The sequence below is a fragment of the Streptomyces sp. SYSU D01066-1 genome (genome assembly GCF_054956795.1).
Genome location: NZ_JBUDHV010000026.1, coordinates 80,560 through 95,267, shown reverse-complemented (window position 1 = coordinate 95,267; position 14,708 = coordinate 80,560). Strand labels below are relative to the sequence as shown.

The following is a 14,708-nucleotide window of genomic DNA, read 5'->3' as shown; positions in this document are numbered from 1 at the left end:
CGCCCGCAACGGCGTCGTCGAGCAGACCCGCCGGCACGCCGCCATCGCCGCCCTGCTGCGCGTCCCGCACGTCGTCCTCGCCGTCAACAAGATGGACCTCGTGGGGTACGAGGAGAAGGTCTTCGAGTACATCGGCGAGGAGTTCGCCGCGCTCGCGGCCGAGCTGGGGCTGCCGTCCTTCACGCCGATCCCGGTCTCCGCGCTCGCCGGGGACAACGTGGTGGAGCGCTCGGCGCACATGGACTGGTACCGGGGGCCGGCCCTGCTGGAGCACCTGGAGACCGTGCCGGTCGCCGCCGGGCCGGTCGCCGCGCCGGCCCGGTTCCCCGTGCAGTACGTGATCCGGCACGGCGAGGACCGCCACTACGCGGGCCAGCTGGTGTCGGGCGCCCTGCGGGTGGGTGACCGGGTGACCGTGCACCCGTCCGGGGAGACCTCCCAGATCGCCGGCATCGACGTGCTCGGCACCCCGGCCGCCGCGGCGTACGCCCCGCAGTCGGTCAGCCTGCGCCTCGCCGACCAGCGGGACGTCTCCCGCGGCGACATGATCACCGCGGGGGTGGACGCGCCGACGCTCACCCAGGACGTGCGGGCCGCCGTCTGCCACCTCGCCGACCGTGAGCTGCGGGTCGGGGACCGGGTGCTGCTGCGGCACACGACCCGGACCGTGAAGGCGATCGTCAAGGACCTGGCGGGGGCGGACTCGCTGGCCGCCAACGACCTGGGGCGGATCGTGCTGCGCACCGCCGAGCCGCTGCCGCTGGACGACTACGCGGTCTCCCGACGCACCGGCGCCTTCCTGCTGATCGACCCGGCCGACGGGGCGACCCTCACCGCCGGGATGGTGGCGCTCAGCGACCCGGCGTGAGCCGGGGGCGCGGGGCGTCCGTGCGGCCGGTCGGCGGGCGCCGGCTGCCCGCCCGGTACGGGAGGGGCCAGACGGCGCCCGGACCGTCGTAGCCCTGCTCGGCCGCCGCGTGCAGCGTCCAGTGCGGGTCGTACAGGTGCGGCCGGGCGAGGGCGCACAGGTCGGCGCGTCCGGCGAGGACCAGGGAGTTGACGTCGTCCCAGGAGGAGATGGCGCCGACCGCGATCACCGGGACGCGGGCCTCGTGGCGGACGCGCTCGGCGTACGGGACCTGGTAGGAACGCCCGGGCTCCGGGCGTTCGTCGGCCGTGACCTGCCCGGTGGACACGTCGATCGCGTCGGCGCCGTGCGCGGCGAAGGCGCGGGCGATCTCCACGGCGTCGTCGGCGCTGGTGCCGCCCTCGGCCCAGTCGGTGGCGGAGATGCGGACGGTCATCGGCCGCTCCTCGGGCCACACCCCGCGTACGGCGTCGAAGACCTCCAGCGGGAAGCGGAGCCGCTTGGCCAGGGTGCCGCCGTAGGCGTCGGTGCGGTGGTTGGTGAGCGGGGAGAGGAACCCGGAGAGCAGGTAGCCGTGGGCGCAGTGCAGTTCGAGCAGGTCGAAGCCGGCCCGGGCGGCGCGGGAGGAGGCGGCGGCGAACTGTTCGCGGATGTCGGTGAGCCGGGCCCGGGACAGGGCTCGCGGGATCTGGCTGTGCGGCTTGTAGGGCAGCGCGGAGGCGGCGACGAGCGGCCAGTTGCCGGCGGGGAGGGGTTCGTCCGTCCCCTCCCACATCGGGCGGGTGGAGCCCTTGCGTCCGCTGTGGCCGAGCTGGACGCCGAGCGCGGTGCCGGGGGCGTGGGCGTGCGCGAAGTCGGTGATCCGCCGCCACGCCTCGGCCTGCCCGGCGGTGTACAGGCCCGTACAGCCCGGGGTGATGCGGCCCTCGGGGCTGACGCAGACCATCTCGGTCATCACCAGTGCGGCGCCGCCGAGCGCGCGGGCGCCGAGGTGGACGAGGTGGAAGTCGCCGGGGACGCCGTCGACGGCGGAGTACATGTCCATCGGGGAGACGACGACCCGGTTGCGCAGGGTGAGGCCGCGCAGCCGCAGCGGGGTGAACATCGGCGGGGTGCCGGGCGGGCAGCCGAACTCGCGCTCGACGGTCTCGGTGAAGCGGGGGTCGCGCAGCCGCAGGTTGGCGTGGGTGACGCGGCGGCTGCGGGTGAGCAGGTCGAAGGCGAACTGGCGGGGCGGGCGGCCGAGGTGCCGGGCCGCGTTCTCGAACCACTCCAGGCTGGCGCGGGCGGCGCGCTGGGCGGAGGCGACGACGGGGCGGCGTTCGGCCTCGTAGGCGGCCAGGGCCCGCTCGGTGGTGGGCTGCTCCTCCAGGCAGGCGGCGAGGGCGAGGGCGTCCTCGACGGCGAGTCTGGTGCCGGAGCCGATGGAGAAGTGGGCGGTGTGCGCGGCGTCGCCGAGGAGGACGGTGTTGCCGTGCGACCAGCGGTCGTTGACGACCGTGCGGAAGGTGGCCCAGGCGGAGGTGTTCGCCCGCAGGGGGCGGCCCCGGAGGGCGTCCGCGAAGATCTTCGCGCAGCGGGCGGTGGAGCCGGCGACGTCGAGCACGTCGAAGCCGGCCGCGCGCCAGACCTCGTCGCGCATCTCGACGATCACGGTGGAGGCGTCGGGCGCGTACGGGTAGCCGTGCAGCTGCATGAGGCCGTGCCCGGTCTCGGCGAAATCGAAGCGGAAGGCGTCGAACGGGAAGTCCGTCGCCAGCCAGATGTAGCGGCAGCGGTGCTCGGTGATCCGGGGGCGGAAGGCGGCGGCGTACGTGGCGCGGGTGGCGCTGTGGACGCCGTCGGCGGCGACGACCAGGTCGTGGCTCCGGGCCAGTCCGGCGGGGGGCGGGGCCGGGGCGCAAAAGCGGAGGTCCACGCCGAGGGCGCGGCAGCGGGCGTGGAGGACGGCCAGCAGGCGGCTTCTGGCCAGGGCGGCGAAGCCGTGTCCCGAGGAGGTCTGGCGGGTGCCCCGGTGGACGATGTCGATCCTGTCCCAGCGGACGAGGTGCGGGGCGAGGGCCTCGTAGACCTGCGGGTCGGCGTGTTCGACGCCGCCGAGGGCCTCGTCGGAGAGGACGACGCCGAAGCCGAAGGTCTCCGTCCGCGGGTTGCGTTCCCAGACGGTGATCTCGCGGGTGGGGTCGAGGCGTTTGAGGAGGGCGGCGGTGCAGAGGCCGCCGGGGCCGCCGCCGAGGACGGCGATGCGGTGGGGGCGGCTTGCCCCCGGGAGCGCGTGTCCGTTCGTCGTGGCCGGTCCCGCCCCTGGGGGGACCGCGGTCACCGTCCGCTCCACTTCGGCGGGCGCTTCCGCGTGAACGCCGTGTGGAACTCCCGGTAGTCCTCCCCCGTCATCAGCAGGGCCTGGGTCGCCGCGTCCAGTTCGACCGCCGCCGACAAGGGCATGTCCAGCTCCGCCGTGAGCAGGGCCTTGGTCTGGGCGTGGGCCAGGGCGGGGCCGTCGGCCAGGCGGCGGGCGAGGGCGCGGGCGGCCTGGTCGGCGCGGCCCTCGTCCGCCAGCTCGCTGATCAGGCCGATGCGCTCGGCCTCCCCGGCCCGGACGGGTTCGCCGAGCATCAGCAGGCGGGTGGCGTGGCCGAGGCCGACGACGCGGGGCAGCAGGTAGGCGGCGCCCATGTCGCCGCCGGAGAGGCCGACGCGGGTGAAGAGGAAGACGAAGCGGGCGCCGGGGTCGGCGACCCGGAAGTCGGCGGCCAGCGCGAGGACGGCACCGGCGCCCGCCGCGACGCCGTGGACGGCGGCGATCACCGGGAACGGGCACTCGCGGACGGCGCGGACGACCTGGCCGGTCATCCGGTTGAAGTCGAGGAGGCGGGCGGTGTCCATGGACAGGGTCGCGCCGATGATCTCGTCGACGTCGCCGCCGGAGCAGAAGCCGCGGCCCTCGCCGGCCAGCACCAGGGCACGCGCGCTCCGTTCCCGGGACAGTTCGGCGAGCAGGTCGCGCAGGTCGGCGTAGGCGCCGAAGGTGAGGGCGTTGAGCCGGTCGGGGCGGGCCAGGGTGACGGTGGCGACGCCCTCGGTGAGATCGACGCGCAGGTGCCGCCAGGAGGGGGTGCGGGCGGCGGAGCCGGTGAAGGGACTCATGACGGCGGCCTCCTCATGGGGGACATGACGAAGTTATCACTGTCCTGTGACCGTCGTCACGAGTGCGCTATACAGGTCCTGGGTTCGCCCTGGGTCCTGTCCTGGGCTCGTCCTGGGTCCCGTCCTGAGTCCCGACCTGGGGCCCGTCGGGCATCCGCCGGGTGCCCGCCGGGTGTCCGCCGGGTGTCCGTCGGGCGCCCGTCGGGTGCCCGTCGGAGGATCCTGTCGGGCGGCGCCGTACCATTCATAAAGTTGAAAGCAGGACAGGGCCGCCTGTTCCACGAACGGAAACCGTCGTGCACGATCCCACTCCCGCCCGCGCCTCCTGGCGCGTCGCGCTGCCGCACACCGCCGCGGCCGTGCCGGTCGCCCGTGCCCTGGTGCGTACGGCGCTGGCCGAGCTGCGGCACGCCGCCGACTGCGACACGGCGGAGCTGCTGACGGCCGAGCTGGTCGCCAACGCCGTCGAGCACACCGCCGGCGAGACGCCGATCGAGCTGGTGGTGGAGCTGCTGCCGACCGGCTGCCGGGTCGAGGTGCACGACCCGGACCCGGCGCCGCCGGCCGGCCTCACCGTCTCGCATCCGCCCGAGCCCGACCCCTTGCAGGAGGGCGGGCGCGGACTGCTGCTGATCCGCGCCCTCAGCTCCTCCTGCGGGCACCGCCCCACCGGCTCCGGCAAGGCGGTCTGGTTCAGGCTCCCCGTGGTCCCCGCTCAGCGGCGTCCGGTGTGACGCCGGCCCCGGCGCGGGCCAGCCGGGAGTTGCGGCGCCCATAGCCGGCGTAGACCAGCAGGCCCGCCGCGAGGAACACGGCGAACTGGATCCAGGTCGCGCTGCCCGTCTCGTACATCAGGTAGAGGCAGAAGGCGACGCCCAGCAGGGGGGTGACCGGGTAGAGCGGCACCCGGAAGGTGCGGGCGAGACCCGGTTCGCGGCGGCGCAGGGCCAGGACCGCGACATTGACGACGGCCATGGTGGCGAGGGTGCCGATGGTGCACAGGTTGACCACCGAGTCCAGCGAGGCGAACGCGGCCGGCAGGGCGAAGACCAGGCCCACGATCCAGGTGCCGGCGACCGGGGTGGCGGTGCGCGGGGAGATCCTCTCGAAGACGCGCGGGATGAGGCCGTCCCGGGACATGGACATCAGGATGCGGGTCTGGCCGTACATCACGGTGAGGACGACGGAGGCGATGGCGACCACCGCGCCGAAGGCGACGACCGTGCCGCCGACGGCGGAGCCGGTGACCTGGTCGACGACGTAGGAGAGGGCGGCGGGGCGGTCGCCGACGGCGTCGCCGCCGATGGCGCCGATGGCCGCGAGGGCGACCGCGCAGTACAGCAGGGTGACCAGGCCGATGCAGACCAGGATGGCGACCGGGATGTCCCGGCGCGGGTTCTTCGCCTCCTCGCCGGCGGTGGTGATCGCGTCGAAGCCGATGTACGAGAAGAACGCGGCCGTGGTGCCGGCGCCGATGCCGCCGAGGCCGGCCGGGGAGAACGGGGTGAGGTTGCCGTCCTCGAAGGCGGTGTAGCCGATGGCGCAGAAGGCGACCAGGACGGCGAGCTTCAGCACCGCCATCGCGGCGGTGGCGCGGGCGCTCTCGCGCACGCCCCGGACCAGCAGGACGCAGGCCAGGGCGATGACGATCACGGCGGGCAGGTTGACCGCGCCGCCGTCGCCGGGACCGGCGGACAGGGCCTCGGGGAGCTGGACGCCGAGGACGCCGTCGAGCAGTTCGTTGACGTACTGGCTCCAGCCGACCGCGACCGCGGAGACCGAGACGCCGTACTCCAGGAGCAGGCACCAGCCGACCAGGAAGGCGGTGGTCTCGCCGAGGCCGGCGTAGGCGAAGGAGTACGAGGAGCCGGAGACCGGGATCGCGCCGCCCAGCTCGGCGAAGGCGAAGGCGGTGAGCACGCAGGTGATCGCGGCGAGGACGAAGGAGACCACGACGGCCGGGCCGGCCTCGCCGACCGAGTCGGACAGGCCGACGAAGATGCCGGTGCCGACGATCGCGCCGACGCCGAAGCAGACGAGCTGGAACAGCCCCATCGTGCGCTTCAGGCTGTGGCCCGCGCGGTCGGCGCCGGCCTCGGCCACGAGGAGGTGGGGGGATTTGGTGCGGGGCATGCGGGTGGTGCTCGTTTCTGGTGGTGCGCGGTGGTGCCGGGGGCGCGGGGGTGGTCGCGCGCGGTGACGCCGGAAGGGGTGGTTCCGGGCCGCCGGGTGCCGTGGGGGGGGCGGGTCAGGCGAGGGTGGCGACCAGGACGGCCTTGATGGTGTGCAGCCGGTTCTCGGCCTCGTCGAAGACTACCGAGTGCGGCGACTCGAAGACCTCGTCGGTGACCTCCAGGGAGTCCAGGCCGTGGGCGTCGAAGACGTCCTGGCCGACCTTGGTGCCCAGGTCGTGGAAGGCGGGCAGGCAGTGCAGGAACCTCACGTCCGGGTTGCCGGTGGCGCGCAGCACGTCCATGGTCACCGCGTACGGGGCCAGCGCGGCGATCCGCTCCGCCCAGACCTCCTTGGGCTCGCCCATGGAGACCCACACGTCGGTGGCGACGAAGTCGGCGCCGCGCACGCCCTCGGCCACGGTCTCGGTCAGCGTGATCCGCGCGCCGCTGGTGACGGCCAGCTCGCGGGCCCGGTCGACGACCTCCTGGGCGGGCCAGTAGGTCTTGGGGGCGACGATCCGCACGTCCATGCCGAGCAGGGCGCCGGTGACCAGGTAGGAGTTGCCCATGTTGAAGCGGGCGTCGCCGAGGTAGGCGAAGGCGGTCTCGTCCAGGGGCTTGTCGCCGTGCTCGGTCATGGTGAGCACGTCGGCCAGCATCTGGGTGGGGTGCCAGTCGTCGGTGAGGCCGTTGAAGACGGGGACGCCGGCGAAGGCGGCCAGCTCCTCGACCTTGGCCTGGCTGTCGCCGCGGTACTCGATCCCGTCGTACATCCGGCCCAGTACCCGCGCGGTGTCCTTCACGGACTCCTTGTGGCCGATCTGCGAGCCGGACGGGTCCAGGTAGGTGGTGGAGGCGCCCTGGTCGGCGGCGGCGACCTCGAAGGCGCAGCGGGTGCGCGTGGAGGTCTTCTCGAAGATCAGCGCGATGTTCTTGCCGCGCAGGTACCGGGGCTCGGTCCCGGCCTTCTTGGCGGCCTTCAGCTCGGCGGCCAGCTCGACCAGGCCGCGGAACTCCTCGGCGGTGAAGTCCAGCTCCTTGAGGAAGGGCCGGCCGGCCAGGGCGGTCGGGACAGTCGCCATGGGGCGCTCCAGAGGTACGAGAACGGGGTACGGCCGTGGGGTGCGTACGTTCGACTGCGGGGTATGAGACGAATACTAGCGGAATACTATACGTCCCCCTGAATTCTTATACGGGATCTCTCTCCACCGGGCAGCTCATGCAGCGCGGGCCTCCCCTGCCCCGGCCCAGTTCGCTGCCGGGGATCTCGATCACCTCGATGCCCTGCTTCCGCAGGTGGGTGTTGGTCGTGGCGTTACGCTCGTAGGCGATGACGACGCCCGGCTCGACGGCGAGCACATTGCAGCCGTCGTCCCACTGCTCGCGCTCGGCCGCGTGGACGTCCTGGGTCGCGGTCAGCACCCGTATCTCGCTCAGGCCCAGCGCGGCGGCGATCGCGCGGTGCATGTGCTCCGGCGGGTGGTCGGTGACCTTCAGCTCCTTGTCCCCGGCGCCGGGCTCGATGGTGTACGAGCGCAGCATGCCGAGCCCCGCGTACTGGGTGAAGGTGTCGCCGTCGAGCATGGTCATCACGGTGTCGAGGTGCATGAAGGCGCGGGACTTCGGCAGGTCGAGGGCGACGATGGTGCGGGCCGAGCCGGCCGCGAACAGCTTGTGGGCGAGCATCTCCACGGCCTGCGGGGTGGTGCGCTCGCTCATGCCGATGAGGACCGCTCCGTTGCCGATGACCAGGACGTCGCCGCCCTCGATGGTGGAGGGGTAGTCGGCCTGGCCCTCGGACCAGAGGGGGAAGGACTCCTCCCGGAAGAGGGGGTGGTGCCGGTAGATCGCCTCGAAGTGGACCGTCTCGCGCTGCCGGGCGGGCCAGCGCATCGCGTTGATGGAGACGCCGTCGTAGATCCAGGCGGAGGTGTCCCGGGTGAACAGGTGGTTGGGCAGCGGGGCGAGCAGGAAGTCGTCCAGCTCCATGGCGTGGAAGCGCACGGAGACCGGCTCGGGGTGCGCGTCCAGGAACTCGCGCTTGGTCATGCCGCCGACCAGCAGCTCCGCCAGGTCACGGGCGGGCAGGGGTTCGACGGCCGCCCGGAGGTGGTCGGTGGCCAGGACGCCGTACTCCTTCTCGTCGAAGACCCGGTCGAGGACCAGCTCGCGGGCGGCCGGGACGTCGAGGGTCTCGGTGAGCAGGTCGCCGAAGAGGTGGACGGCGACCCCGCGGTCGCGCAGTACGTCGGCGAAACCGTCGTGCTCGGCGCGCGCCCGGCGCACCCAGAGCACGTCGTCGAAGAGAAGGGCGTCCTTGTTGCTGGGCGTGAGCCGTTTCAGCTCCAGGTCCGGCCGGTGCAGGATGACGCGGCCGAGCCGCCCGGTCTCGGAGTCGACGTGGAATCCCATGTCTCCATCCTGACCAGTCGGGCGGGTGTTCACCCGGCCGACGGGCGCATTTTCCGGCTGGGGGGCGCCCCTCGGGCGCACCGGGGCCCGCCGTGCCGCTCCCGGGGCGCCGGGGGGCCGCCGGCCGCCGGGCCGTGCTCCCGGCGCTCGGGCGCGCGGTGCGTGTACCACCTGCGGTGCGGCGCCCGGTGCCCACAGGCTGGGACGGTCGTTCGCGAGCGGTACGGAGAAACAGGAGACGCCAGTGGACCATGACGCCCTGATCGCTCACTTCGTGGGTGCCTCGGCGCTGATCCTGGTGGCCGCGCACGCCGCCGGATGGCTGGCCCGGCGGCTCCGGCAGCCCGCCGTCGTCGGCCAGCTCGCCGCGGGCATCGCCCTGGGCCCGTCGCTGCTGGGCGGGGTCGCCCCCGACGCGTACCCGGCGCTCTTCCCGGCGGCCCTCGAACCGGCGCTGATTGGGCTGGCGCAGCTGGCCCTGGTGGTCTTCCTGTTCGGCGTGGGCTACGAGCTGGACCTGCGGATGCTCGGTGACCGGGCACGTACGGCGGTGACGGTGGCGCTGGCCTCGTTCGTGGTGCCGATGGCGGTGGGCAGCGGCTGCGCCCTGCTGTTCCGGGACCGGCTCCACGACCTGGGCATGCCCCGAAACCTGCCGCCGGCCGCCGTGGTCTTCGCCGGGGTGGCCCTGTCGATCACGGCGGTGCCGGTGCTGACGGCGATCGTGCGGGAGAACGACCTGTCCCGGTCGGTGCCGGGTGTGGTGGCGGTCTCGGCGGCCGGTGTGCTGGACGTGATCGGCTGGACGGTGCTGGCCGGGACGATGATGGACCGCGGCGGCGGTGCGCGGGGGCTGGGCTGGCCGTGGCGGGTGGCGCTCGCCGCCGGGTTCGTGGCGGTGATGGGGGTCGCGGCCCGGTCGGTGCTGCGACGGCTGCTGTGGCGTACGCGGCTGGAGCCCTCGCTGCGGCTGGCGCTGCTGCTCGGTTTCGCCCTGGCCTCGGCGTGGGTGACGCACTCCCTCGGGCTGCACGTGATCTTCGGGGCGCTGCTCGCCGGGGTGGTGACGCCGCGCGAGGAGGACGGCACGCTCGATCCGGACCTGCTGCGTCCGCTGCACGACGTCGGCTCGCTGCTGCTGCCGTTCTTCTTCGTGGTCTCGGGGCAGTCGGTGACGCCGGCCGGCATGGGCGTCACCGGCTGGGTCGCACTGGGGGTGGTGACGGTGCTGGCGGTGACCACGAAGGTCGGCGCCGGGACCGTCGCCGCCCGGCTGGGCGGCCTCGGCCGGCACGACGCGCGGACCGTCGGCGTGCTGCTCAGCGCCCGCGGCCTGACCGAGCTGATCGCCCTGGACGCGGGCCGCCAGGCGGGCCTGCTGAGCGGCCCCCTCTACACGGTCCTGGTCTTCATGGCCCTGACGACCACGCTGCTGACCCAGCCGCTGCTGCGGCTCACCGGCCGGCTGGCCGTCCGGGAGCGGGCCGGCGCCCTCCCGGCGCCCCGACGGCGGCCGGACGGGGCGAGGGCGTCGGTCAGCGACAAGGGGTGAGGGGCCGGCCGCCGCCGGCCCGCTGTCCGGCGAGCGACGCGCTGCCGGTCCGGCCGCCGTCGGGGCGCCGGCGACCGAGGCGACCTGAACAACGCTGTGCTCCCCCTCCCGGCCAGGCCGGGACGGGGATCAGCCGATCGCCGGGGTCGACGCCGCCGAGCCCGGCGACGGCGCTCTCGGGTTCTCACGCGGGGCGGGAGGGCGCGGTGCCGGGCCCGTCCCGCGCCCTCCCGGCCCGGACGGCTACGCCAGCTGGGACTGGACCCGGGCGGAGATCAGCTCCAGGTGGTCCAGGTCGTGCAGGTCGAGGAGCTGGAGGTAGACGCGCTGGGCGCCGGCCTCGGCGTAGCGGCCGATCTTGTCGACGACCTCGGCCGGGGAGCCGGCCAGGCCGTTGGCCTTGAGGTCGTCCACCTCGCGGCCGATGGCGGCGGCCCGGCGGGCCACCTCGGCGTCGTCCTTGCCGACGCAGACGACGAGGGCGTTGGAGTAGGTCAGCGCGTCGGCGCCGCGGCCGGCCTCCTCGGCGGCGGCCCGGACCCGCGCGAACTGCCGCTCGGTGTCCTCGACCGAGGCGAACGGGATGTTGAACTCGTCGGCGTACCGGGCGGCCAGCCGCGGGGTGCGGGTGGCGCCGTGGCCGCCGATGAGGACGGGGACCTTGGACTGCGCGGGCTTGGGCAGCGCGGGCGAGTCGGTGAGGTCGTAGAACTTCCCGTGGAAGTCGAAGGTCTTGCCGGCCTCGGTCGCCCACAGGCCGGTGACGATGGCGAGCTGCTCCTCCAGGCGGCCGAACCTCTCCTTCGGGAAGGGGATGCCGTACGCCTTGTGCTCCTCCTCGAACCAGCCCGCGCCCAGGCCGAGTTCGACGCGTCCGCCGGACATCTGGTCGACCTGCGCGACCTGGATGGCGAGCACGCCGGGCAGCCGGAAGGTGCCGGCGGTCATCAGCGTGCCGAGGCGGATGCGCTTGGTCTCGCGGGCCAGGCCGGCCAGGGTGATCCAGGCGTCGGTGGGGCCGGGGAGGCCGTCCACGGAGCCCATCTTCAGATAGTGGTCGCTGCGGAAGAAGGCGTCGAAGCCGAGGTCCTCGGTGGCCTTGGCGACGGTGAGCAAGGTGTCATAGGTGGCCCCCTGCTGGGGCTCGGTGAAGATGCGGAGATCCATGGCTCCATCCTGCACGCTCGGCCGCCTCCGGGTCCCGACCCCCGCCCTGCGCGCCGGAGCCGTCGCCCCCGGCGGCGCCCGCCGTCATGGCGGGGGTCCGGGACCGCTATCCCGCCTCGCGCTCCGGCACCCCGTCCTCCTCCGCGAGCCTGCCCAGCATCTTCAGGACCCGGTCGCGGGACTCGTCGGCCGCGTCGATGGCCTCCACGCACCGCCAGTACGTGCCCTCGTCGTCCGCCGCGCAGGCCAGGGCGACCAGGGCGATGCCGGTCTCCGCGAGCAGGGTGCCCAGGCGCATCAGGGTCTGGCGGGCGTCGCCCAGTTCGGTGAGCTGGGCGGCGCGCAGCTCACCGGGGGGCAGGCCGGGATCGCCGAGGACGCCGCAGCCGCGTCCGGCCAGCTCGGTGAGGCCCCGGGCCTCGCCGCGCAGGGCCGGCGGTCCGAGGACCGCCAGCCGGCCGCCGATGGCCTGGGCCAGGGCCTGCGCCTGCCACACCTCCGCCAGCATGTGCGGCACGTCGCCGCCGGCGGTCAGGGCACGTCTGCTCGTCACGATGAGCCGCACCGCGTCCATGGGCCGTCCCCGTCTGTCCCGACGCGCTCGCGGCGCGTCCGCCCGAACTCCGTTGTTCACTACCCAGAGTGAGGGCGAGGGGCCCGAAAAGCCAGAGGAAGACGGAAATCTCTGGACAACAATTCGGTTTCGGGCGGAGAAACAACTACTGTACGTAACTACGGAGTTGGCGGTTCCGCCAGGTCGGAGCCGGGCGCCGGGAAGCGCGTCTCGTTGCGGCCGATCTTCTCCGCGAGGGCGGCCAGCGGGTCGACGCCGAGTACCTCGCAGAGCTGGAGCAGATAGGCCAGGACGTCGGCGACCTCGTCCCGCACCCGGTGCGCGGTGCCGGGGTCGTCCATCACCCGGGCCGACTGCTCGGGCGTCAGCCACTGGAAGACCTCGACGAGTTCGGACGCCTCCACGCTCAGCGCGGCGACGAGGTTCTTCGGGGTGTGGTACGGCTGCCAGTTCCGCGCGGTGGCGAACTCGGCCAGACGGCGCTGGAGCGCCGCCACGTCCAGGGGGGCTTCATCGGTCACGGCTCCAGGTGTACCACCGTGACGCCCGCCGTCCCGGCCGCCCAGGAGGCGTCACTGACCGCGCCCACCAGCCGGATGTGCCCCCGCGCGCACATCGCGGCGGCCAGCTCCAGCAGTTCGCGGCGCTGGCGCGGGTCCAGGCCCCGGTCGAACCCGTCCGCCAGCACGGTGAGCGTCTGGAGGGCGGACGGCACCTCGCCGGCCGGGTCGACCGCCAGGACCCCGGGGCCGGTGAGCAGGACCAGGGCGAGGGCGAGGTAACGCAGTTCGCCGTGGCCGAGCCGGGCCAGGCCGGTGCGCGTCCCGTCGCCCCGGTCGAGCACCGCGCGGACCGTTCCGTCGCGGCCGGGCTCGGCCAGCACGTCCGCGACCGGCCCGGCGCAGCCCGCCCGCACCGCCGCGACCAGCCGCGCGTGCCGGCGCCCGCACTCGTCGCGGGTGCGCCACAGCACGTCGGCGAGGTTGTCGCAGCCGCCGAGCAGCCGGCCGGAGCCGGCCGGCGCCGGGGTCCTCATCCGGGCGGGCCGGGGGTCGCAGGCGAAGACGGAGCGCAGGGCGACCACCATCTGCTCGGCGGCGGCGAGCACCCGGCGCTGCCCGTCGGTCCGGCCGGCCACCCGCAGCGGCAGCAGCGCGGTGCCGAGCCGGTCGTCCGGCAGCGGGGCGCGGGTCACCGGCGCGGTCCCGCCGGTGTACCAGGCCGCCTGCACGGTGCGGCGCCCCGGATCGCGCAGGGCGGTCTGGAGGAGCACGAGGCCGTCGGCCGTCAGCCGTTCGCCCACGATGCGCAGTTCGGGTTCGGCCTGCACGGCGACGTCCAGCCGGACCGGGCCGGCGGGGCCGTCGGCGGTGCAGCCGATGCGGAAGCCCCGGCGGCGCTGGGCGTCGGGGCGGGCCTCGTCGGGCACGCACCCGGCCGGGTCCGGGAAGACCGCGCCGGCCTCGGCGCCGCCGCCGAGCCGGGCCAGTGCCTCGTAGGCGCGCAGCGCGCCGGTCTTGCCGCTGCCGCTGGGGCCGGCGAGGAGGGTGAGCGGCCCGAACCGGACCGTCCGGCCCCGGTGCCCGGCGAACGCGGACAGCCGCAGTTCGGTGACGCGCGGGCGGATTCCGCCGGCGGGCGCGGCCGGGGAAGACGGGGGATACGCGGTCGGGGACGGGACGGCCGAAGACGGGACAGCCGAAGACGGGACAGTCGGAGACGGGACGGCCGGAGACGGGACAGCCGGAGACGGGACGGCCGAGGACAGGGGCGCGGTCATGTCCGGACCGTAGGGTCCGGCTCGCCCGGCGAACCGTTCCGCCTCCGGGCCGTCCCACGATCGGGGTACCGGCACCGGCGCACCACGGACCACCGTCACCCTCACGGGCCGGCGACACGCCCCGCCCCCGCCGTCACATCCCGGGAATCCCGGCTCCCTGCATCAGCCCCGTGACCTCCGTGCCCGCCGGTGTGAGCAGGAACACATTGCGGTCGACGCGGTGCATCCCGCTCGCCAGGCCGAAGACGACACCCGTGCTGAAGTCCAGGACGCGCTTGGCGACGTCCGTCTCCGCGCCGGTCAGGTCGAGCAGCACCGGGATGCCCGACATCAGCGTCTCGGCGACCTCGCGGGCGTCCGCGAACACATTGACCCGCATCACCACGAATCGGCGCCGGGCCTCGGTCTCCGCCTCGGGCAGGGCGCGGTGCCCCACCGAGGACGGCCACGCGTCGCGTCCGCGCAACGGAACGACCTGGGCGAGCCCCTCCCACTGTTCATCGGTGACGTCGTGACTGTTCACCGGCTCCCCCCGATCCGACCGCTCCGACTCGCCTTCAATGCCTGCACCAGCCAATTCTTACGCCAAGTCACCCGTTCGGCCCAACAGCGACACGATCCGCGACCGAACCGGAACCCCGGAAGACGGCCGTACGAGCCCGCCTGACCTGCCCGGACGCGTCCTGGGCGGCGGCCGGGGGAGGCACCTCACCGGCACCGCGCCGACACCGCACCGGAGCCGTGCCGACACCGCACCGGCACCCCGCCGGCACCGGACGGCATGGGCCCGGGCCTCCTTGTCACCGCCCCGGGACGAGCACTACCGTCGTCACGCCTTGGTGAACGGGAAATCGGTGCGACACCGGTGCGGCCCTCGCCACTGTGATCGGGAAGTCCGGCTCCGGCCCCTCGCGAGGGGCAGCCACTGGGTCCTAGGAGGCCCGGGAAGGCGGAGCGCGGGCGGTGGTACCCGTCAGCCAGGAGACCGGCCAAGGCGCGTCGTCCATCCACGAGGTGCTGGAGAGGGTCTGCCG

13 protein-coding genes and 1 riboswitch are annotated in these 14,708 nt (G+C 74.3%); of the genes, 3 read left to right on the top strand and 10 right to left on the bottom strand.

What is annotated here, in order from left to right; all coding sequences use genetic code 11:
* The coding region (locus tag ACY1JF_RS22385; protein WP_462706977.1) for an elongation factor 1-alpha C-terminal domain-related protein at positions 1 to 868 on the top strand (868 nt) is incomplete at its 5' end.
* Here the strand turns inward: ACY1JF_RS22385 and ACY1JF_RS22380 are convergent.
* Together ACY1JF_RS22380 and ACY1JF_RS22375 are read right to left on the bottom strand one after the other, a co-directional pair.
* A complete protein-coding gene (locus tag ACY1JF_RS22380; RefSeq protein WP_462706983.1) occupies positions 852 to 3,113 on the bottom strand; it encodes a bifunctional salicylyl-CoA 5-hydroxylase/oxidoreductase in 2,262 nt (753 codons plus the stop codon). The two genes, ACY1JF_RS22385 and ACY1JF_RS22380, sit on opposite strands and share 17 nt — an antisense overlap.
* 74 nt (positions 3,114 to 3,187) lie before the next feature.
* On the bottom strand, positions 3,188 to 4,015 hold the full coding sequence (locus ACY1JF_RS22375; protein WP_462706976.1) for an enoyl-CoA hydratase family protein: 828 nt from the start codon (positions 4,013 to 4,015) through the stop codon (positions 3,188 to 3,190).
* 296 nt (positions 4,016 to 4,311) lie between these two features.
* On the opposite strand from ACY1JF_RS22375, the gene ACY1JF_RS22370 reads away from it, so the two are divergent.
* The gene (locus ACY1JF_RS22370; protein WP_462706975.1) at positions 4,312 to 4,749 is read left to right on the top strand and encodes an ATP-binding protein; all 438 of its coding nucleotides are present in this window, start codon (positions 4,312 to 4,314) and stop codon (positions 4,747 to 4,749) included.
* Here the strand turns inward: ACY1JF_RS22370 and ACY1JF_RS22365 are convergent.
* The 3 genes from ACY1JF_RS22365 to ACY1JF_RS22355 all read right to left on the bottom strand — a co-directional run bounded on the left by ACY1JF_RS22365 (position 4,709) and on the right by ACY1JF_RS22355 (position 8,601).
* Positions 4,709 to 6,148, bottom strand: a complete 1,440-nt coding sequence (locus ACY1JF_RS22365) for an amino acid permease (RefSeq protein WP_462706974.1) — start codon at positions 6,146 to 6,148, stop codon at positions 4,709 to 4,711. The genes ACY1JF_RS22370 and ACY1JF_RS22365 overlap by 41 nt on opposite strands.
* Before the next feature lie 115 nt (positions 6,149 to 6,263).
* On the bottom strand, positions 6,264 to 7,271 hold the full coding sequence (gene argF / locus ACY1JF_RS22360) for an ornithine carbamoyltransferase (protein WP_462706973.1): 1,008 nt from the start codon (positions 7,269 to 7,271) through the stop codon (positions 6,264 to 6,266).
* A gap of 106 nt (positions 7,272 to 7,377) precedes the next feature.
* Positions 7,378 to 8,601, bottom strand: a complete 1,224-nt coding sequence (locus ACY1JF_RS22355; RefSeq protein ID WP_462706972.1) for an arginine deiminase — start codon at positions 8,599 to 8,601, stop codon at positions 7,378 to 7,380.
* 244 nt (positions 8,602 to 8,845) lie between these two features.
* Here ACY1JF_RS22355 and ACY1JF_RS22350 point away from each other — a divergent pair, with 244 nt between their 5' ends.
* On the top strand, positions 8,846 to 10,153 hold the full coding sequence (locus ACY1JF_RS22350; RefSeq protein WP_462706971.1) for a cation:proton antiporter: 1,308 nt from the start codon (positions 8,846 to 8,848) through the stop codon (positions 10,151 to 10,153).
* Positions 10,154 to 10,396: 243 nt separating this feature from the next.
* On the opposite strand, the gene ACY1JF_RS22345 is transcribed toward ACY1JF_RS22350, so the two are convergent.
* The 5 genes from ACY1JF_RS22345 to ACY1JF_RS22325 all read right to left on the bottom strand — a co-directional run bounded on the left by ACY1JF_RS22345 (position 10,397) and on the right by ACY1JF_RS22325 (position 14,197).
* Positions 10,397 to 11,320 (bottom strand): LLM class F420-dependent oxidoreductase, encoded by a 924-nt coding sequence (locus tag ACY1JF_RS22345; RefSeq protein WP_462706970.1) that lies wholly within the window; start codon positions 11,318 to 11,320, stop codon positions 10,397 to 10,399.
* 106 nt (positions 11,321 to 11,426) lie between these two features.
* Positions 11,427 to 11,894, bottom strand: coding sequence for a DUF6099 family protein (locus ACY1JF_RS22340; RefSeq protein WP_462706969.1), 468 nt, complete (start codon positions 11,892 to 11,894; stop codon positions 11,427 to 11,429).
* Between the two features lie 158 nt (positions 11,895 to 12,052).
* Positions 12,053 to 12,415, bottom strand: coding sequence for a nucleotide pyrophosphohydrolase (locus tag ACY1JF_RS22335; protein ID WP_462706968.1), 363 nt, complete (start codon positions 12,413 to 12,415; stop codon positions 12,053 to 12,055).
* On the bottom strand, positions 12,412 to 13,674 hold the full coding sequence (locus ACY1JF_RS22330) for an AAA family ATPase (protein WP_462706967.1): 1,263 nt from the start codon (positions 13,672 to 13,674) through the stop codon (positions 12,412 to 12,414). The genes ACY1JF_RS22335 and ACY1JF_RS22330 overlap by 4 nt, the downstream gene beginning before the upstream one ends.
* A gap of 133 nt (positions 13,675 to 13,807) precedes the next feature.
* On the bottom strand, positions 13,808 to 14,197 hold the full coding sequence (locus ACY1JF_RS22325) for a cell division protein SepF (protein ID WP_215174469.1): 390 nt from the start codon (positions 14,195 to 14,197) through the stop codon (positions 13,808 to 13,810).
* 297 nt (positions 14,198 to 14,494) lie between these two features.
* A riboswitch (cobalamin riboswitch) is annotated at positions 14,495 to 14,682 on the top strand.
* Positions 14,683 to 14,708: the final 26 nt, after the last annotated feature.